The 20,316-nt window shown below is 64.5% G+C and carries 12 protein-coding genes; 11 read left to right on the top strand and 1 reads right to left on the bottom strand.

Annotated features, from left to right (window positions below; translation table 11 throughout):
- The first annotated feature begins 41 nt into the window (after positions 1-41).
- The 4 genes from FV230_RS00580 (at position 42) to FV230_RS00565 (ending at position 4,343) form a co-directional block, all read left to right on the top strand.
- The gene (locus tag FV230_RS00580) at positions 42-1,268 is read left to right on the top strand and encodes a cupin domain-containing protein (RefSeq protein WP_147840795.1); all 1,227 of its coding nucleotides are present in this window, start codon (positions 42-44) and stop codon (positions 1,266-1,268) included.
- A 223-nt stretch (positions 1,269-1,491) separates the two neighbouring features.
- On the top strand, positions 1,492-1,848 hold the full coding sequence (locus FV230_RS00575; RefSeq protein ID WP_147840794.1) for a hypothetical protein: 357 nt from the start codon (positions 1,492-1,494) through the stop codon (positions 1,846-1,848).
- An 805-nt stretch (positions 1,849-2,653) separates the two neighbouring features.
- Positions 2,654-3,676: a hypothetical protein gene (locus FV230_RS00570; RefSeq protein WP_147840793.1), complete on the top strand. Its 1,023-nt coding sequence runs from the start codon at positions 2,654-2,656 to the stop codon at positions 3,674-3,676.
- 382 nt (positions 3,677-4,058) lie between these two features.
- Positions 4,059-4,343 carry a hypothetical protein gene (locus FV230_RS00565; protein ID WP_147840792.1) on the top strand — a complete coding sequence of 95 codons (285 nt, stop codon included), beginning with the start codon at positions 4,059-4,061 and terminating at the stop codon, positions 4,341-4,343.
- Positions 4,344-4,464: 121 nt separating this feature from the next.
- On the opposite strand, the gene FV230_RS00560 is transcribed toward FV230_RS00565, so the two are convergent.
- Complete coding sequence (locus FV230_RS00560; protein WP_147840791.1) at positions 4,465-5,733, bottom strand: acyltransferase; 1,269 nt, start codon at positions 5,731-5,733, stop codon at positions 4,465-4,467.
- Positions 5,734-6,610: 877 nt separating this feature from the next.
- Between FV230_RS00560 and FV230_RS00555 the strand changes: the two genes are divergently transcribed.
- The 7 genes from FV230_RS00555 (at position 6,611) to bcsN (ending at position 19,872) form a co-directional block, all read left to right on the top strand.
- Positions 6,611-9,058, top strand: coding sequence for a response regulator (locus tag FV230_RS00555; protein ID WP_147840790.1), 2,448 nt, complete (start codon positions 6,611-6,613; stop codon positions 9,056-9,058).
- Positions 9,059-9,928: 870 nt separating this feature from the next.
- Positions 9,929-10,681, top strand: a complete 753-nt coding sequence (bcsS, locus tag FV230_RS00550; protein WP_147725596.1) for a cellulose biosynthesis protein BcsS — start codon at positions 9,929-9,931, stop codon at positions 10,679-10,681.
- Between the two features lie 110 nt (positions 10,682-10,791).
- A complete protein-coding gene (bcsA, locus tag FV230_RS00545) occupies positions 10,792-13,215 on the top strand; it encodes a UDP-forming cellulose synthase catalytic subunit (protein ID WP_147840789.1) in 2,424 nt (807 codons plus the stop codon).
- A 3-nt stretch (positions 13,216-13,218) separates the two neighbouring features.
- On the top strand, positions 13,219-15,813 hold the full coding sequence (locus FV230_RS00540; RefSeq protein ID WP_147840788.1) for a cellulose biosynthesis cyclic di-GMP-binding regulatory protein BcsB: 2,595 nt from the start codon (positions 13,219-13,221) through the stop codon (positions 15,811-15,813).
- Positions 15,810-16,940: a glycosyl hydrolase family 8 gene (locus FV230_RS00535; RefSeq protein WP_147727198.1), complete on the top strand. Its 1,131-nt coding sequence runs from the start codon at positions 15,810-15,812 to the stop codon at positions 16,938-16,940. The genes FV230_RS00540 and FV230_RS00535 overlap by 4 nt, the downstream gene beginning before the upstream one ends.
- Complete coding sequence (locus FV230_RS00530) at positions 16,925-18,865, top strand: hypothetical protein (protein WP_147840787.1); 1,941 nt, start codon at positions 16,925-16,927, stop codon at positions 18,863-18,865. The genes FV230_RS00535 and FV230_RS00530 overlap by 16 nt, the downstream gene beginning before the upstream one ends.
- Entirely contained in the window at positions 18,862-19,872 is a 1,011-nt protein-coding gene (gene bcsN, locus FV230_RS00525) for a cellulose biosynthesis protein BcsN (RefSeq protein WP_147840786.1), read from the top strand. The genes FV230_RS00530 and bcsN overlap by 4 nt, the downstream gene beginning before the upstream one ends.
- The last annotated feature ends 444 nt before the right edge of the window (positions 19,873-20,316 follow it).

The following is a 20,316-nucleotide window of genomic DNA, read 5'->3' as shown; positions in this document are numbered from 1 at the left end:
AATAAAAGAAGTAATTATATAGATCGAATTCTAGAACTACTGTGATTCTCCTCTCCTTGCTGTCAAAGGGATTCTTCACGATGGTGGACGGCACGCGTCGAGCGATCCTCGGCGGCATCACTCTGGCGGCCGGTGCGCTCTCAGTGCGGACTTCGTCGGCCGCCGAAGCAGACGGACATGCGGCCGGGTACGATGTGGCCCCTGCTTCAAAATTCGCATCGACGATCCCACGCAAGGTGGGCGATGCCGTCAGTTTCACGACCTCGCTCGACAAAGGCTCGCTCAAAGCGACATCGGGCGGGTGGGCGCGAGACGTGACAGCGAGAATACTCCCTATCGCAACGGACATCGCCGGAGCACATCTTTATCTCAACGCCGGCGGCGTCCGCGAGATGCATTGGCACACGTCGGATGAATGGGCGTATATCCTTGCCGGTCGCTGCCAAGTGACCGTGGTGGACCCAAGCGGGGAGATGGAGGTCGCGAATTATGGGCCGGGCGACCTGTGGTATTTCCCAAAAGGTCACAGCCACGCCATTCAGACCTTGGGGGCTGAACCTTGCCACGCCATTCTCGCCTTCAACGACGGTCTCTATGGAGAGCATGGAACCTTCGGTCTCAGCGATTGGGCGAGCCGGCTAGACCCTGCGATGATGGCGCAGGTCTTCGGGATGCCCGAGGACTCGATCGCAGGCATCCCATCCGGCGAGGTCTATATTCGTCAGGGCGCTCTGATGCCTCTCGACGGGCCGCAATCCCGGGCCACCAAGGTGCTCAGCCGATCCCGCACGCACCGATACCCGATGCTGGCAGCCGGTCCCCAGACGAGCTCGGACGGCGGATCGCTGGCGATTGCCTCTGCCGAAGAATATCCGATGTCCGCGGGCATGACGGGTATGTTGTTGAGACTCCAGCCCGGCGCTCTGCACGAGCCGCACTGGCATCCAAACGCAAATGAATGGCATTACGTTTCTCGCGGACGGACGCGCGTGACGCTCTTTGCCCCGGACAAGCGGCTCTCTGTCGCCGAACTTTCCGCCGGAGATTGTGCTTACTTGCCACGCGGGTGTGGTCACACGGTGCAGAATATCGGCAAGGAGGAATGCGAAGTCGTAGGCGTGCTCGACAGCGGGTCCTATCAGGAAACGTCGCTGTCGGACTGGGTGCAACGTGTCCCGGCACATCTTCTGGCCAATAATCTCGGCCTTCCCGACGAGGCGTTCGCGAAACTTGCGCGCAAGAAATCTGTCATCGTAGCAGCAGCTTAGAGCGTCTGGAGGCTGTTATCGACCGTCATTCGGAAATACCAGATGAAGAGGCATGACCTCTTCACGCAGATCCTACCCATCCAATGTCTCCGATGACGAATGGGCGCTGGTCGTCTCGTACCGACGCTGTTGCGTGAGGACGCGGGGCAAGGCGAGCACGGCTTGCGCGAGGTGTTCGACGGCCTGCGCCACGTCATGAAGACAAGGGGCACCGTGGCGGTGGATGCCCCACGATCTGCCACCCTGGGAAGTCGACTACCAGCAAGCGCGGCGCTGGCTGGCGGCCGGCTTCTTCGAGCAACTCGCCGACGAATCCCGTACGCTGCCGCGCCTCGTCACCGGCCCCAATTCAGAACCAAGTGCCGCCATTCTCGACGGCCGGACCCTGCGCTCGATGCCCGAGAGTGGCGCGCGGGCCGGCTACGATGAAGCCAAGCGCAAGAAAAGCTCCATGATCCGCTTGGCCATCGAGACGCTTGGCCACCTTCTGGCCCTGCGCGTCACGCCCGCCGACGCCGACGACTGCGCCCCGGTCGGGCGGCTGGCGGAGGCCATGCAAGCCACCAAGCTCCAGAGCTGAGACAACATGAAGGATTGACGGTCTTCGTCAGCGTTTTCTCTGAGCGAACCATTTTCTCGCGTCGGGACGAAGTCTCGTTGCACGAGTCGATGACGCATGCATCGAACGAGCCTAATTTGCCCTATACCTGGGACGTCAACTTCCCGATCTGCGTCCCGTTCGGCCGAGCGGCAGCCGTGGGTGCAAATTCGCTTCCGCATGGCTTAAAGCCATACCTTGAGGAAGATGGACATTCAGGGGACAGGCCAAATTTCGAATTCTATCCAGGAAGCGAGCTTCACCCGCGGGTCGCCGTTCTCCGACAGATGCAGGTATGGTTCAATCAGATCGTAAACCCTGGATGCTTCATTCGAGCCTTTCTTGCATTGATGGCGTCGGGTGATTGACGAAGCTGCCCCCCTATGAAAGGGCAAATCCGAGATCTCCAGGCGGCGTTAGTTCACTGCGAAGATGCCTTAAACTGTTTACGCCGCTCTGAAGATTGCGTTATATCTCAACGGAAAAATTGAAGGCATCCCACAAAGAGCGCTCCGATTGCGGAGTTGGAAATCCACCAACGAGCCAAGAAATCTACAAATAGCCTGTTTGCTTTGGTTGTAAATACTGTATTGGGCGCGTATTTGAACGCATTCTAGCACATCAAAAGATTCGACGCAGTTCCAGCGTCAGCTAAAAATAATTTTACCAAAACTATTGAGTTGAAAATTGGGCTTCAGGAGTGCGACTTATTTTCAAGGATCTAGTTAGCTGTCAACCACTGTAGCAGTTCAGTCGATCGCATGTAAATCGATAAATGAGGTGCGATATGTACCATAGAGTCTATAATAAAAAACCTGACATCTTTGTTGTAAAATCAACCGTGACCGAAGATCTGTTCGACGAGTTCGCAATGGCGTGCGGGGCGACCTATCAGGCAACCATTCGGCACGCACGAGTCACGGCAGCATTGGAGCAGGGAGTTTTTCGTATTCAAAGATTTGATATTTGGACCAACGATGAATCAGGAACGAAAAAGAAAATCGGCCAATTTTTGATCACAAAAGGTTTTAGGAGCCTAAAGTTTCACCCAGGAATTTGTCTCCTTCAAGGTCATGAGCATCTTTGGAGTGAGGCTATGAGAATGGCTCTTGAAGCTCTGGGTGACGGACGATACGTTTATGGGTCACGTTTCAATCTAGAAGATCCGCGCGAAGACGAGATTGTGTCTATTCGAGGAGCTTATATTATCGAAGTCCATGACCATGTCGTCGAAGCGGTGGATTTTTCTCAATGGCCGACGTGGAATCATTATGTAAAAAACGTTAGCAACAACATCCGAAGGAACATTAAATATTTTGCAGAAAATACTCAAAATTATGATATAGAAATAAAGACTGGTATACAATTCATACGCCATATTCCGTCTCTGGTTTTCAGTCGATACAAGATGTATCGAAGAAAGTCGGTCAAGTGCAGTCCTTATGGGATGGTAAGGATGTACCTTACTCGATTGCTGAGTTCTGGAAGCAATTCGTATAGCGCTAGATTGCAAATCAATAAATCGAATAAGGCGACCTTTAGCGGGATCCAGTTCGGTGCTTTGGATTTCTACATGGACGGCGCTTCGGATGATAACGTCAGGGGCTGCGGATCATTTCTCGTTCTCGAAATGCTTGCGAGACTTTTCAACCGATCGCCAAATGGAAAATTCGTGCTTGGAAGTGATCCCAACCCAATTCGGGATCGAGAATGGAAATACACAACGCGACATCGTTATCGCCAAGACTTAAGGATATCATACTTTCCGACCAGCACAGTTGATTTTTATTACAAATCTCCAATAGACTGAGATCGTTCCTAATTCAAAAATTATAATCAATCAAACACCGTATAACAAACTATCTATGAAATTATTGATTTGGTACGTAAGGTCAAGTCAGTGCTTTCAACGATATTATTTATCTGTTAGATGGAATAGAAATACAATACGGCGTGTTCGACCTTAAGATATAGAAATATGCCCATCGACAATCGGTTTTATTTGTCGTTGCCAGCTGGAGCTGAGATCTACGCCCCGTCGGTTGGCGGCGGGTTTTTGGGTAAGGCGTTGATGGGCTGAGGAGCGTTTCCGATGCCGTCATCCCTGTCGATCAATCTGCGCGAGCGGGTTGGTGCGACCCTGACGGGGAGGCGCGACCTGCCATGGCTCCGCCGCCCGCTTCGAAGTCAGCGTGTCGCGTGCCAGCCGCTGGGCGAAGCGCGTGCGGAAGGAGGGACAGATCGCATCGTGGGCGCAGCGCAGCGATCGGCGCTCGCAGGCCATCGAGGTCCAAGCCGATCCGATCCAAGCAACTTACGAAGCGCATCCTGCGATCTGTTTGGACGAACTGCGCGATGCCCGGGCCGTGCAGGGCGTGGCAACCAGCACAGGCGCGCTGGCTCGAATCTTCGCCCGGCAAGGCATCACCCGTAAAAGGCGGCGCTGCGCGCGGTTGAACAGTCGCGGGCGGACGTGACGGCTGCCCGTACCGTCCAAAATCCCTGAACCGCCATTCGGCGAGCATCCGCCCGCTTCACACCGCTAGGATGTCGAAACAGCAGCAATGCCGCAGGATACAAAACGATTCGGCCGTCGCTTCATGATTGGACGCGACTCGACGCAATTTGTTTGATCGATATCGGACGTTGCGGATTTTGCTGTTGCAGCCTCGTGATGCGCTTTCCAAGCCGCGCGCACGGTTCGGCAATCAGAACATGAAAGGCCCAGCCACTCGTCAATACTAAGGGATAGACAATAATTATCATGGACCAAAGGGGAAGGACGTTTTGGAGAAAAAACGTGACGGCCGCCAGGATTGGCACTTGCACGAGGTAGACGCTGTATGAAATCCTTCCCAGGAATTGTAGCGGCGGAGCCAATAAAAAGCGTTCGATCCGACCTGGCGCGAGTGCTGCGGATATGACGAAAACCGATCCGGTTGCGACGCCAATATTGTGAAAGGCGTGTGTCTGCGACCAATGAGTTTGAACCATCAACAGGCCGGCACACATCACGAACTCGCCAGAGTGGTATTTTGAGGTCGTCTCGAAGAACCGCCGGAATCTATCCAGATCGAGGGCCATCGAGGCGCCGATGACAAAAAATATCGTGTAATAGGCAGTATGTTGGAGTTCCCACAAAATGGTTCCTGTCAATGAAGCCTCAGGCACGGATCTGAGGAGGACGTGTATTGCTGCTACGATGAGAAAGCATCCCAGGATAAGAATTAATGATGCTCTCCATTTCCATGAGATCATGGGTATCATAAGCAGAGGAAACAGGAGCGAGACACGCATTTCCCAAACAAGGGAATGAACAGCTCCGTTGAGGCGGAAGTTCGTCTGCCCCAGCATCAGTGCATGCTGCACGAGGTTTTCGATCGTAACAGGTGCCGACCACGTTTCGGTATTGATCCAATTGCTGCCCCCGGAAATATAAAAAATCGGTTGAAGAAAATAGACTGCAACGGCCGCAATCGAAATGATCGCAACATACGGAAGATAAATCCGGGAGATGCGCTTGACCAAGAATGCGCGATACTGCGGAGGGTGTCCTTCGATCCAAGGCAAAGCCAGCACCAGGCCACTCAGGACATAGAAGAGCGTGACCGCTTCATAGCCCGACCAAAAAATCCTCGCCGGGGTATAGAACAGGATATATTCCGTGACGGATCTCGCTTCCATTGTCCAGTCGGAGTAGAAATAGTCGCTGTAAGCGGGAATGATCGTAAGGCAGTGATGATTGAGCACGATGGCGGCTGCAAGGCCACGAACCGCGTCGAGAGCATGCAAGCGCTGTGGTAATCCCGCATCGATTTTGGCGAGATCGCTATCCGTCGCAAGATTGTTTGCAGTCCTATCCGGCATGACAAAATTCGCCTTCCTCACATGCCCTTTTGGAATAGCTCTTATCTCGTTGCGGGTGTTGTCGTACGGATCATCTGCGGGCTCAATGGCGATTTGGGGGAGCGCTTTGGTTGTAGGTCCGCGCTTCGGAGCCGAATGGAAACTGGCGCGAAATTGCCGCCGAGCAGATTGTCGGGAGCAGACGTCTCTCAGCTTGGTTCACCGGCTCGAAGAGGTTTGTCTTTTGGTTCGACGCCACGTCCGAGGGTTTCACAATCGTCGTCGAGATGTCCGATCAAACAAGAGCCGGCGCTTGATCAAGGCTGCGGCGACGCGGTGAGAGCCCAAGCGTCTGCGCGCGCGACATGATTTTATTCAAGACTCTGATAATGTTTGGAAATGCTGCGCTGCGAAGGCCGCGTTCTGTGCCAGGTTCCCATGGAAGTGCCGCCCCGACGGAGCCAATCAGTCACCTGATTCCATCCCATGAAGAGAGCGCTGAGAATGCTCGCCAGGTCCTACGGCGTCACTCGGATCTCGCCTGCCGGTCGACCTCTGGCCATCCACGCGAGGCCGGCGATGTCACGCGATGATCCTCTGATCAGCATGGGCTTGGCCTTCACATTTCGGTATCGCGATCCTGCCGAGGGTGAATTGATCCACTCATCGTTCGGGCTGCCGGATTAAATCGGCAGGAAACGGATTCGGCCATCGTCGCCGCGATGGACCGGATTGCTGCCGCAACTTTGCAACCCAGAGGGGCGCCAATCGAAGCTTATGTCAAAAGGCCTATTTTCTCAGATGTGGTAAATCATTAACCGTTTTTTAACCATGTCTATCGAATTGCTGATCTGCTTGACCGGATGGCGACAAGCCTCTTTGGGCGCAGATGATGCATATGGGACGATCGATTTCGCTTCGGGTCCTGCTGGCCGCGATCCTCGTGGTCGCGGTGCTTGCCGGCGGTGCCTGCGTGCTGCTCGTCGGCTCTGAAGATGCTGCGGAGACTGCGCGCAGGAGCGAAGCAGACGTCCGTCGTACGGCGAACCTAATTTCCGACAGGCTGAGCGAGGAATTGGCGACGGTCGGGCGTGATGTCGGCCTTGCTGCGGAAAACACGGTGCTCGGGCGCGAGGGGAACGGGACGACGGTTCAGCAAGTCCTCGGACGCTGGCGTGCTCTTCATCCGGGATATGCCGACATCCTCGTCGCCGACAGGAGCGGTCGCGTGCTGGTCACCGCGAGCGGATCGCTCGCCGGCGCCGACGTGTCCGGGACGACCTGGTTTTCGCGCGGCCTATCCGGGATCGTGATCGGCGACGCGAGCGATCGCACCCGCACGGGCGGCGACGTCCCGCCGAACGTGATCATCGGCGCGCCCGTTCGCGCCGGCGGCACAACGGAGATCGGCGTCCTCGCGGTCCAGCTCAAGCCGGACTGGATCCAGGAGGTGGTCGCCGCCCTACGCCGCAACCTCGGGGGTGCGGCACGCGACTCCGCCATTCAAGTCATGAATGCCGGCGGGCGTTCGCTTCACCGGTCGACCGGCTTGGCGCAGGTGGGTCGAACCCATGAGGCCACCGCAGCCATCGCCGAAGGCGCCGGGCTCGGGTGGATCGTTTCGGTCAAACAGCGCGATCTCGTCGAGGACGCCGCGGGCGCAAGCCCCGCCACGTTCCTCGCCCTCGCCGCGGCGGCCCTCGGCGCGGCTTATATCGGCGGCGCGTTCGGGGGACGGCTCGGCCGCAACGTGCAACGGATCGCCGACGCGGCCCGTCAGGACCGGGTGGATCTGCTCCGTCGTGATGTGCCCACCGCCGATCTCGCCAACCTGGCCGATGCCGTCGGCGCCTGCATCGGGCGAAGCCAGGGACGGGAACGCCTGCTCGGGGAGTCACGGGGAGCCCTGGCACGCAGCCGCGACCGCGTCCGCTCGGCGAGGCTGCTCGGGGGCTTCACGAGTTGGGAGGTCGACCTGCGGAACGGGCAGGTGACCTGGGCAGACGGCGCGGCCGCCGCGGTCGAGAATGCCGCCGAGCGGGCGTGTACGCTCGAGGAGATGCTCGCGCGGATCGAGGTCGACGACCGCGCGCTGCTCAAGAACACGATGCGCGCCGTGTGCGAGGAGCCCGGCTCCATCCGAGAGGCGGTCATTCGTTCTCTCGCCGGTCCCGATGACAGCGCTGGCCGCCGCCTGGTCCTGCGCCTCACCGCCGTCGCGCTCAACGGGCAACCGGTCCGTCTCCACGCCTTGACGCGTGAGATCGCCCAGATCGCCCTTCCCGCGCCGTCCACCGGATCGGTCGCGCCGGGGGCCGTGCTGGCGGAGGTCGGTGAACCGCCGGCCGCCTTCCCGGCACAGGCGATCGTCGCGGGGATCGCGCACGACATCGGCGGCGCCCTCGACGCGATCTGGGCCGACCTGCGCGACATCGAAAACGATGCCGCCTTCGCGGATGACAACGCGATGGAGACCGCACGGCGCGATGTCGCCCGTGGTTCCGCACTCTTGAAGCGCATGTTGGCGCTCGTCCAACCCGACAGCCCGGTCGTGCAGAACGGCGACGCCGCGCGCGTCGTGACCGAGACCGTCGACTTCATCCGCGCGGCGATCTTGCCCGGGCTCGTGCTGACGCCGTGGGCGGGCACCCTGCCGAAGCTCGCATGCGGCATTCGCGAATTGGAAGTCGCCCTGCTCAACGTCGCCAGGGATGCACGCGCCTCCCTCCCGACCGATGCGATCGTGACGCTTTCGGTCGAGGAGGCGTCTGATCACGGCGACGCCCAGATCGGCCTGCGGGCCCGATTCTCGGCCCCGGACGGCTTCCGGGCCGATCGTGGCGTCGCCGCGGTCCGGGGCCAGATGGACGCGATCGGTGGGGCCATCGGCGTCGCGACTGTGAACGCGGGCATCACCATCACCCTGACGTTCCCGATCGCACGGGAGAGCCTTGTGCCATCCGATCCCGCCCGTGAGGCGGAACAGGTCCTGCTCGTCGAGCCCGATGCCGTCCTTCGCGCCTCGACGGCCGAGAGCCTGATCGGTCGCGGCTATGCGGTGACGCCCGTGGCGTCGATGGAGGAGGCGAGCGAGGCTCTCGCCGTGTCCCGCGCCTACACCGTCCTGCTGTGCGCGCATGCGATGCCGGCGGTGGACGGGGTCTTTCTGGCCGACGTCGTGTCACGCACGCATCCGGCGACGGCCATCGTGCTGATGGCACCCGACGCGATCCCTCTCCGGGGCGACGCTGCGGTCCAAACACTGCGCAAGCCGTTCAGCTCGCAGGATCTCGTCGATGCCCTCGCCGGCGCGACCAAGCCGTCGCGCCGCGCCGATGCTGCGTGATGCCTGACCGGGCACGGGGACGCCGGTTCGCTCGAAGTCGACGTCCCGATCGCTTGCGCTGATCTGGAGTTGTCCGTCTCTCGACCCGAACACAGCTCCGCGTTGCGGGGGGCTGCACGGTCTTCGGTTCCTGAAGACGTCGATCTATCGCGCCGAATGAAGGCGATCGATCCTTTTCACGCCCGTTCATTGATCGAGCGCGTGGAGGGTCTTGATCTCCGCTTCGGCGCGAGGTTCCCTTCGCCGCGTCGAAGCGCCGTGTTGCACGGGATTTCCTAAGTGTAGGAAAAAGGCCACAGGGCGTCCTGCCCGGCCGGCGCAGATTCGCGACGCGCATCCTGTCGCGGACCAGCCGGAAGGAAACATCGTCCCTCTCTCGATCAGGGGGGGGCGACATAGCGTATTGCCGGCGGAGCTTTGGATCGTGAGCCCGTCCGGATCGGCGTCCGACCTTTTATCGGCGTCGTCACCGCCGACGAGCGCACCGATGTCACGGAGTCGATTGCGACCGGTGTCGCCACCTCTTGGCTCCGGATCTCCGGGCAGGTCTTACCTGTGCGTGTTCCAGCTCGAAGATTGACTTCCCGACAGCTTCCCGTCTGAAACGTTGCACCTGATCGCCTGAGACATTCTATTGGCCAGCCCGGCCTCAATTCAGCATCGCGATCCGCGCAGAAAGCCTACAAAGTCAGCAAATTTAGACTGCAGATCTGAGCAATATATCGCCACTACAACCAATGGTTGAATAATCTAAGCACATCTAGAGGTCCTAGATATTGGGCGTTAACCATCCTTTAATCCTTATGAAGCTCTTTGTGCCGCGGGACATCGGCGCGCCGCGATGATCCGCCTGCACCCTCGGACGACATCATGACGAAGATTCGCGCTGGTCTCTGTGTCTTCGGAGCAATTGCGACGTTGGCTACGCCGAACGTCGTCGCGGCGGCCGACTGGTACACCGGCGCGGAACGGGAATCCGTGCAGGACGACTACATCGTCGCGATCGACTCCGCAGCCACCGTGACCTCGAACAGCTCGGCGTTCGGTGTCGTCACCGCGACGATCGCGCCCGTGACCCCGCTCAACGAGAGCGGTCCGCGCATCCGGCTGCAGGGCGTGGCCGGTACGTATTCCTATCCGTCCTCCACCGGCCGCACCGTGCGCGGCGAGCAGGAGGAGGGCACCGCCATGCTGGGCTATGAATGGATCTGGCAGCAGGCCGCGCTCGCCGGTTACGTCGGCGTGAACATCCGCAGCAATTCGCTGTCCGTCATCGATCCGAACAATCCCGTGCTCGGAACCGGCATCGGCGCGAAGGTCGCCGCCGATCTCTATCTCAATCCGACGGCGAACACTCTGTTCGCCGCCAACGCCTCCTATTCGACGCTGTTCAGCGCCTACTATGTCCGCATGCGGGCGGGTTTTGCCGTGGCCGATGGTGTCTTCGTCGGCCCGGAGGCGACGCTGCTGGGTGATGCGTTCTTCAACCAGTGGCGATTGGGCGCTCATCTTACCGGATTCACCATCGGGCCAATGAAGTTCTCCGTTGGCGCCGGCTACGCATATGATCGGATTCAAAAGGGTGGTTATTACACCAGCGTCGAAGGTCGAGCAGCCTTCTGATGAACCTCCGGCCGAAAGACAACCGTTGAGCGCCGCAATCCGGCAGTAACCGTGCCTGCATCGGAGACTCCCGCGATGCGCGACATTCTTTGATTCGAGGAATCGAGCCCGTGACATCCGTCCTCGTGCGTGCAGTCTGGCTTGTGAGTGCTGCCGTGGTGCTGCTTCTGCTGGCACAGCCGGTCGGAACCTCGATCCAGCTGGAGATGAGCCTCGGCGCGATCGGTCTGATGATCCTCCTCTGGCTGTTCGCGCGGGGGCAGGTCGGGCGTTCGGTGTTCCTGGCGGTCGGCAGCCTCATCGTGCTGCGCTACCTCTACTGGCGCCTGTCGAGCACGCTGCCGCCAACGACCGACCCCTTCGGCTTCGCCGCGGGCGTGACGCTGGCGCTGGCCGAGGTCTATTGCTTCTACATCCTCATGGTCAGCCTGATCGTGAACGCCGATCCGCTGACGCGCGCCCTCGTGCCGGCGGATGACGATGCGGACCTGCCGACCGTCGACATCTTCGTGCCGAGCTACAACGAGGACCGGCACATCCTCGCCACGACGCTGGCGGCGGCCCGCTCCCTCGACTACCCGGCCGGCAAGCTCACGGTCTGGCTTCTGGACGACGGCGGGACCGATCAGAAATGCACCGATTCCGATCTGGCGGCCGCGCAGGAGGCGCGCACGCGCAGGGCGGACCTGCAGACGCTCTGTGCGGAGCTCGGCGTCTCCTACCTGACCCGGAGGCGCAACCTGCACGCGAAAGCGGGCAACCTCAACAACGGTCTCCAGAATTCCGGCGGCGAGGTCGTGGTGGTGCTCGATGCCGACCACGTGCCGTTCCGCTCCTTCCTGCGCGACACCGTTGGCCACTTCGCCGAGGATCCGAAGCTGTTCCTCGTGCAGACGCCGCACGCCTTCCTCAATCCCGACCCGGTGGAACGGAACCTCGCCACCTTCGATCGCATGCCGTCGGAGAACGAGATGTTCTACGCGATCGGCCAGCGCGGCCTCGACAAGTGGAACGGCTCGTTCTTCTGCGGCTCGGCCGCGCTTCTTCGCCGGACCGCCCTGGAGGAGGCCGGCGGCTTCTCGGGCGTGACCATCACCGAGGATTGCGAGACCGCCTTCGAGCTCCATTCGCGCGGTTGGACCAGCGTCTACGTCGACAAGACGCTGATCGCCGGGCTTCAGCCGGCGACGCTCTCGGACTTCATCGGCCAGCGCTCGCGCTGGTGCCAGGGCATGCTCCAGATCATGCTTCTGAAGAACCCGATGTTCAAGCGCGGCCTCAAGCCGATCCAGCGCCTGTGCTACCTGTCGAGCATGACGTTCTGGTTCTTCCCAATTCCGCGCCTAATCTTCATGATCGCGCCGCTGCTGTACATCTTCCTCGATATGAAGATCGTCATAGCGAACGTGGACGAGGCGGTGGCCTATACGGCGACTTACATCCTCGTCAATTTGATGATGCAGAACTATCTTTATGGCCGCGTGCGCTGGCCGTTCGTGTCGGAGCTGTACGAATACGTCCAGGGCCTGTTCCTGATCCGGGCGACGGCGGCGGTCATCCTGTCGCCGCGCAGGCCTCAGTTCAAGGTGACGGCCAAGAACGTGACGCTGGACCGCGACCAGCTCTCCCCCCTGGCGCTGCCCTTCTTCCTGGTGTTCGCGGTCCTGCTGACGGGCTGTTGCGTGGCGAGCTATCGCTACCTGTTCGAGCCGGGCGTCACCAACCTGATGCTCGTGGTCGGCCTGTGGAACGGCTTCAACCTGATCACCGCCGGTGCCGCTCTGGGCGTTGCGGCCGAGCGGCGCCAGACCGAGACCAGCCCGTCGCTGGCCGTCGACCGCCGCGCCGTCCTCACCCTCAACGGAATGGCGGTCGACGTGGCCGTCGAGCGCATCTCGAGCGCCGGCTGCCAAGTCCGCATGGATGCCGTGGTTCCGATGCAGCGGAGCACCGACACCAACGCGGGCCTGCTTTCGGTCCCGCCGCGCGACGGGCTGTCCGCGGAGGCCGTCCGGGCCGCGATCCCGGTGCGGCTCACGGCGATGACGGCGGCCGGCGAGGAATCCGTGTGGCGGCTCGACTTCGAGACCCTGCCGCCCGAGGCGTACTTCGTGCTCGCCGACCTCATGTACGGCGACGCGGACGCGATGGCCCGGTTCCAGCAGCGCCGGCGCGGTCACAAGAACCTCCTCGCCGGGATCCTGCAGTTCGTCTGGTGGGGAGTCGTCGGCCCGGTGCGCGCGGCGGCGTACCTGCTCAAGGGCAACCCGGCACCGGTCCCCGCCGCAGCGCCCCAGGTCGAGGTGCCGCTTCCCCGCACGGTGACGATGCATCGCCGGCTCGTCGACGGCGCCCGCGCCGAGCCGGCCGCCAACGTCGGATCGTCGGAGATCACCGTCCGGAGCGCGAAGCCGGTGCCGAAGGTCGAGGATGCGACGCCGGGCTGGCTCCAGATGATGCTGGACGCCGAGAACGCCGCGCTCGTCCGCGACCGCCGGCGCAATTCGGACTCGCCCCACCCAAGCGCCGGCTGAGACATGGCTCAGATTGATCTCCCCTCCGCCCGTGCGATCGCCGCGCGTTCGCTCCGCGGCCTCCGGGCCGCGATGGTGCTGGCGACCGGCCTGCTCCTGGCTCCCTGCGCCGGGGCGCAGAGCTTCCTCGGTCGCGGGGCTCCGCACGCCCTGACGATTCCCGGAGCGGACGAGGCGGCACGCCCCCCGCGCCGGGCCGAGGGCCCCTCGCCGGACGGCCCGGAGGCCGGGACGCCGGTCCCTGTGTCGCAGGCCGCCGTATCGCTGCCCCAGCGCCCGCTTCCCGCGACCGGCGAGAGCCTGCGGCTCAGCGGCGAGGAGGACGCCCTGCAATGGCCGGTCTACGTCACGGCCGAGCAGGCACGCGAGCGGCTGCGGCTTCGCGTCGGCTACCTCGCCGCCATCTCGGTGGTCCCGGAAGCCTCGTTCCTGACCGCGGCGGTCAACGACGTCGTCCTCGGCCGTACGCCGATCAAGGCGCCCGGTGCCGTCAAGGTGATCGAGTTCGACATCCCCGCGGGCGTGCTCAAGGCCGGGTACAATGCGATCGCGATCTCGGCGGTCCAGCGTCACCGTGTGGATTGCTCGCTGGCCGCAACCTATGAGTTGTGGACCCAAATCGACCCGTCCTGGACCGGTCTCGTGATGCCGGCGGGTGTCGAAACCGTACGGTCCCTGCGCGACCTGCCCGCGGTGGCACCGGATGCGCGCGGCCTCGTGCCGCTGCGCGTGGTGCTTCGGAGCAAGCCGGGGTTCTCGACCTTCGAGAAGATCATCGCCCTGGTGCAGCGCGTCGCGCTCGCGGGCCGCTACGCCCACGTCTCCGTCGAGTTCGGGGCACCGCTCCAGGGGCCTGCGGGCCTCAACCTGGTCATCGGCTCGGCCGACGAATTGCGGGATCTGCCCGGCATCGATGCGGCCCAGGCCGCGACGGGGCAGGCGCTCGTCTTCCTCCCGGCCAACGCGGAGCGGGCCGCGACCCTGATCGTGCCCGGCAGCGGAGCCGCCGAGATCGAATCCGCCGTTGGGGTGCTCACCGCCTCCGCCTCGCGTGTCGCCGAAGGGAGCTCGCAGGGCCTGCGCCAGCTCGCGCTCACCCGCGGCTTGGAGCTCGGCGGCGCCACCACGGTGCCCCTGTCCCGCTTCGGCGTGCAGAATCGCGAGTTCTCCGGGCGATTGTTCCGGACGGGCTTCGACGTGACCCTCCCCGTCGACTTCATCCCGGCCGACTACGGCAAGGCCATCCTGTCGATGGCGGGCGGCTATGCGGCCGGCCTCGAGACCGGCGCGCAGGTCATCGTCGACGTCAACGGGCGCAACGTCGCGAGCGACACGCTCCCCCGCGCCGAGGGCGAGGTCTTCCGCAGCCTGGCGATGCCGCTGCCGCTCGGCCGCTGGCGACCCGGCCGGAACCGTATCGAGATCACGGCGCGGCTGCCGTCGCGGGCCGACCGGACCTGCGAGGACAGCGGGGTCGAGGCGAAGCGCTTCCTGTTCCTCAACGACACGACGTTGACGCTTCCCCCCCTCGCGCGCGCGCTGCGCCTGCCGGAACTCGCGGCGACAGCCAGCGGTGGATTGCCCTATCTTCGGACCGCCCAACGGCCGCGGCTGGTGGTGCCGACGCCGGACCGCGAATCGATGTCGGCCGCCGCCACCATCGCGGTCCGTCTCGCGCTCGCCGCAGGTCGCCCCATCGACTTCGAGATCGGAAACGAGAACGCGCTTCTGCGCAGGGCGCCGACGGTGGTCGTGGCGCCGGCCCGCGCCCTCGATCCGGAGGTGCTGCGCGCGGTCGGGCTCGACCCCGAGCAGATCCGGCGGATCTGGGAGACGCGGGCGACGGCGCTGCCGTCGCCCGCCCAGCCCGATGCGACCCCGGGCCTCAGCCTCGACCGTCTCCGCAACGACGTGCCGCCGGCCTGCGCCCTGCCGGCGCCCGCCTCGCGGACCGCTCTCGTGATGCCGCGCCGCGCCCGGGACGCGGACAGCGACGGCGAGACCCGCGATCTCGTCTCGTCCTGGAGCACCGCGGTGCGCAACCGCGACTCCGTCGGCGACATGCTGTCGAACGCGACGGGCAGGCTCGGCAGCGCGGCAACCGAGACCATGGCCGCGGCGACGGGGTGGCTCACGGATCAGGTGCGCGAGGATCCGGTGACGATCGGCGTCGGAGCATCCCTCGTCGTCGGCCAGGGCATGGCGGGCCACGATCCGGACACGGCGATCACCGTCTTCACCGCACCCAACGGTGCCGCCCTTCAAGCCTCCGCCATCTGCCTGAGCGCTCCTGTCGTGTGGGACCAGCTCGAGGGACGCGTCGCCGCCCTCGACGTCAACGACGGCGCCCTGACCACCTTCGCCGCGCGCCAGGGCCAGATCGTGGAGACCGTTCCGCGGACCTTCGAGAACACGCGCCTCGTGCTGGCGGGGTGGTTCTCGACCAATCCCAACACCTTCGTCCTCACCCTGCTCGCGGCGGCCGTCCTTCTCGGCCTCAGCACGCAGGCGATGCTCCGCGGAGTCGGCCGCAGGAGCCAGCCGATCCCCGACGCGCGGCGGGACGCCGACGGGGACGACCGGGAGTCCGACCGATGAGCCCCTTGCGCCGGCGCCTCGCCGCCCTTCTCCTGGTTCCTCTCCTCGCGCTGCCGGCGGCGGCGCAGGCGCCCGCGCCGCCGGACGGCGTCGGTGAGGCATCGTCCCGCCCGGCTGGACCGCCGACGATGTTCAACGCGATCGGCGATATCGGTGCCTGGCGCAGCTACCGGAGCCGCTTCGTCACGCCCGAGGGCCGCGTGGTCGATACCGGCAACGGCCGCATCAGTCACAGCGAGGGCCAGGGCTACGGCATGCTGCTGGCCGTCGCGGCGGGAGACCGCGACGCCTTCCAGCGCATCTGGGGCTGGACCCGAGCCAACCTGATGGTCCGTCCCGACGCGTTGCTCGCCTGGCGCTGGGAGCCGGACAAGCGGCCGGGCGTGGCCGACGTCAACGATGCCACCGATGGCGACATCCTCGTCGCCTGGGCCCTGGCCGAGGCCGCCGAGGCCTGGTCGGACGAGGGGTACCGCCTCGCGGGCCGCCGCATCGCCGTCGACGTCGCGCGGCGCACCGTCCTGTTCAAGGCGGAAGGCGGGCCCCTGCTCCTGCCGGCCATCGCCGGCTTCTCGGCCGAGGACCGGGCGGACGGCCCGGTCGTGAACCTGTCGTACTGGGTGTTCCCGGCCTTTCCGCGGCTCGCCGCGCTCGCGCCGGAGTTCGATTGGGCACGCCTGAATACCGCCGGGCTCGACCTGATGACGCGCGCCCGCTTCGGCACGTCGAGGCTGCCGACCGAATGGATCGCGATGCGCGGCGGCGTGCCGAAGCCGGCGGAGGGCTTTCCAGCGACCTTCTCCTACAACGCGGTCCGTGTGCCGCTCTATCTCGCGATGGCGGGATACGAAGACCGAAAGGCCTACGAACCCTTCGTGAAGCTTTGGTCCGCGTCCGGTTCCGCGGGCATGCCGATCCTCGACATCAACAGCGACCAGACGGTGGGCCAGCTTCAGGAGCCCGGCTACGCGGCCGTGGCCGCCCTGGCCGCCTGCGCCGGGACCGGTGCCGCGCTGCCGCCGAGCTTCGCCGAGCCGGCCGTCTCCGAGAACTACTATCCCGCCACCCTCCATCTCCTGGCGCTCGCCGCCGCCAACACGAGGTATCGCTCATGTCTCGGGCGTTGAGACGAGGCGGCGCAGCCCTGTCGCTGCTGGCGGGCCTGAGCCTCGATGTGGCGGGAACGGCGACCCAGGCGCGGGCACAGGGCGCGCCGGACGCGGCGAGCACCGTCCTGCGCGACGACCGGCGCGCGCCGGTGATCCTCGGCGCGACCAGCGCACCCTCGTCGGAGATCGTCGACGAGAGTGGGCTTCGCTACTACGCCGCGCAGCGCCAGAACGAGCGGGTGCAGACCGAGATCGCCCGCCTGCGGCGGCGCTATCCCAACTGGACCGTGCCGACCGACCTCGACACGCTGAAGCCGAGCCCCCCGGAGGAGGCTCCGCTCTGGGACCTCTTCACCGCGGGACGGGTCAACGAGGTGCGCGCGGCGATCGCCGCGCGGCAGGCGGCGGATCCCGAATGGCGTCCCTCGGACGACCTCGCGCGCAAGCTCAACCGCGGGACCCTGCGCAGCGAGGTCAAGGCCGCTGAGGCGAAGGGTGATTGGGACCGGATCCGCGCCCGGGTTGACGCCGCACCGGACACCCTGCGCAACCTCGACATCGACATCGCCTGGACCGTCGCCGAGGCCTACGCGCGCACCGGCTACACGGCGCAGGCCGTCAACGCCTACCGCACCATCCTGACTGGTCAAACCGACACCGCCCTGCGGCTCGCCACCATCCAGAAGGCGATGGCCAACCTGCCGATGGCACAGGTCGAGCCGCTGCTCGCCATGGGCCATTCCGCCGCCGACGGGAGCAGCGAGTTCCAGGCGATTCGCCCCGACGTCACGCGGGCACGGATCGCGGCCGTGCTGCACGAGGAGCCGGCCGGGAAGATCGAACCGGCGGACCTCGCTGCGCTGAGCGACGCCGTGCGCAAGGCGGCGGACCCCGCCGAGCTCAGCCTGCTCGGATGGTATGCCTATCACCGCCGCCAGTTCCGCGAGGCGCTCGACTGGTTCAAGGCCGCCATCGCCCGCGGGGGCGATGCGCGGATCGCGACCGGCCTCGCCCTCTCGCTTCGCGAGCTGGGGCAGGAGCGCGAAGCCGAGGAAGTCGCCTATGCGTGGCGTGGCCCGTCCGTGACCAACGCGGCGCTCTACCTCGACATGATGGGACGCCGGCTGACAAGGCCACCGGTCGCGGCCGTCGATCCCGCGCGCCTCGACCGCTTCGCCAAGCTCGTTCTGATGACGACCTCCGGCGAGGGTGCGCAGGCGTTGGGCTGGTACGCCTACAACGCCTGCCAGTTCGAGGCCGCCGCGGACTGGTTCCAGCGTGCGAGCGCATGGAAGCCCCAGGAAGCCGCCGTTCTGGGCTACGCGCTCACCCTGAGCCGCCTGAAGAAGACCCGCGAGTTCCTCGAGGTGGTGAACCGCTACGATGGCCTGTTCCCGACGGTGGTGGATCTGGTCTTGCCGGCGCCCGACGCCCAGGCATCGGGACCCTGCGACCCCGTCCGCGACCCGCCGGCCGCGCGGGCAGCCGCCGCCGCTCAGGTTCGCGTCCCCAAGCCGGTCCCGGCGGCGGTCCTCGGCCGGGCGTTGCCCGTGCGGCGCGGCGAGTTTCCTTTGCCGGTCGCCGCCGAGAATCCGTTCCGCTTCCCCGAGCCGTCCGAACGTGGCCGCGAAGCGGACTTTCTGCGCGACGCCAAGGCGCTACAACCTTTGATTGCTCGTCGCGTGCCCGGTGTCCCGGCGATGCCCTACGAACGCTACGGCTTCACCCTGCTGCCGGCCTGGAACGGCATGGACCGTCCGACATCGCAGGCTGCGCTGCCGCTGCCGCCCGCCGGCACGCTGGCCCATGCGGATGCCCCGAACCTGACGCAGGGGGACCCATCCCGCACCGCCGAGGCGCACGACGGCGATCGGTTCGGTCCCTTCGACACCGCGTCCGACAGATCTCGCACCGATTCGCGCAGCACGGGACTGGACCGATGATCCCGTTCTCATTCCCCGGTGTCGGCCGGGCTCTGCGCCGCTCCGGCAGCATCCTGCTGTTGACCGGTCTTCTGGCGGCCTGCAACACCGCGCAGGAGGCGCGCGGGCGGGTCGCGTTCGTCGCGACGGCCTACGCCTCCGGCGAAGGATCGCCCCAGCGCGTGCCGCTCGTGTCGCTCCCCGATGCCGGGTCGGCCGTTCTCGTCGACGAGTCCCGCCGCCGTGGCGCCCTGCATCAGAAGATCGTCTTCGGCCGCGATGGCAGCAGCCGGGCCGACCTGAGCTTGGGGACCGCCGGCTCGGGCATTTCCGGCATGGCCAAGCCGACGCGGCTCGGAATCGCCGCCGAACTCGCCCAGCTGCCCGACGGGCCGTACCGCGTGTCGCGTGAGCCGGCGCGCAACGCCTATGGCCCGGTGGGCGTGGCGCTGAACGGGCGCTGCGCGTTCGCGTGGCAGTGGATCGAGGATCTGCACGGCATCGGATTGGGCGACACGTCGGAGATGCCGGGCCGCATCTCCGCGTCGCTCAGGGTCCATCATTGCAGCCGCGGCTCGTCCGAATCCCTGATCCGCGACTTGTCCCGCCTGCGCCTGGGCGCGGCTCTTCCCGAACGGATCGCCCGGGCGCCGCGACGCGCACGCCCAGCACGGGCGCCGGAGAAGATGCAGGTTTCCAGCACGCCGGACCCCGTCGCCACGATGACGCCGCCCGCGGTCGCCCGCCCGCTCGTCACCGTCAATGGCAGCCGGACCCTCGTGAGCATCCCGCCGGATCGGCGCACCGCGGACTATGCTGTCGATTCCGGTCGCCCGGTGGTGCCGAGGCCGGGCGCTGCCGGATCCGAGGCGCTCGATCAGCCGCGCTACCTCACCGATCCTGGGCCGGCACGGCCATCCTCGAGCGCCCCGGCGACGCAACCGCCCCCCAGTCGACGCGACGCCCTGTCGACGGACCTTCCGGCGCAAGCCTATCGCGGGCCGACCCCCCCGCCGTTCGGTTGGTGAGGCCACCGACCACGCTCTCGAGGAAGACGAGGGCGGCCGGAACCGATTCCGGCCCGAAACGTCAGTATCCGTTTCGGGCGACATCGACAGGGAATCCCTGCCGTGTCGTCCGTGTCCGATAGCAGATGTAGCCGTAGGGACCGTACCATCGGCTGCCGTTCCAGCACGGACGCTGCAGCGGTCGCAGGTCGATGATGCCCGGCTCCGGCCAGCCTGCCGAGGCGTAGATCGGGGCGGGCCGCGCGACAGGCTGATCAATCGGCTGTGCGCTCACCGCGGATCCGAACAGCGGCGTCAGGCAAAGGATCGATAGGGCGCGTCTCATGTTGCTTGCATCCATCGTGGATGGTCCTTCGCCTGAGATTTTCTTGTCAACGCTCGGCGCCCATGGATGTTCGACGTGGGTTGCATCGGCAAATCAGCGGTTCCGTCTTCGCGATCGAT

This window comes from Methylobacterium sp. WL6, from assembly GCF_008040095.1.
Lineage (GTDB): Bacteria > Pseudomonadota > Alphaproteobacteria > Rhizobiales > Beijerinckiaceae > Methylobacterium.
Note: the sequence above shows the minus strand (reverse complement) of the source record. Positions and strands in the feature narration are given on the sequence as shown.

What these genes read in the sequence shown, in the direction of transcription:
- FV230_RS00575 (WP_147840794.1), top strand. Translation starts at nt 1,492, where the DNA reads ATGCCCCACGATCTGCCACCCTGGGAAGTCGACTACCAGCAAGCGCGG.
- FV230_RS00570 (WP_147840793.1), top strand. Translation starts at nt 2,654, where the DNA reads ATGTACCATAGAGTCTATAATAAAAAACCTGACATCTTTGTTGTAAAA.
- FV230_RS00560 (WP_147840791.1), bottom strand. Translation starts at nt 5,733, where the DNA reads ATGCCGGATAGGACTGCAAACAATCTTGCGACGGATAGCGATCTCGCC.
- FV230_RS00555 (WP_147840790.1), top strand. Translation starts at nt 6,611, where the DNA reads ATGGGACGATCGATTTCGCTTCGGGTCCTGCTGGCCGCGATCCTCGTG.
- bcsS (WP_147725596.1), top strand. Translation starts at nt 9,929, where the DNA reads ATGACGAAGATTCGCGCTGGTCTCTGTGTCTTCGGAGCAATTGCGACG.
- FV230_RS00540 (WP_147840788.1), top strand. Translation starts at nt 13,219, where the DNA reads ATGGCTCAGATTGATCTCCCCTCCGCCCGTGCGATCGCCGCGCGTTCG.
- FV230_RS00535 (WP_147727198.1), top strand. Translation starts at nt 15,810, where the DNA reads ATGAGCCCCTTGCGCCGGCGCCTCGCCGCCCTTCTCCTGGTTCCTCTC.
- FV230_RS00530 (WP_147840787.1), top strand. Translation starts at nt 16,925, where the DNA reads ATGTCTCGGGCGTTGAGACGAGGCGGCGCAGCCCTGTCGCTGCTGGCG.
- bcsN (WP_147840786.1), top strand. Translation starts at nt 18,862, where the DNA reads ATGATCCCGTTCTCATTCCCCGGTGTCGGCCGGGCTCTGCGCCGCTCC.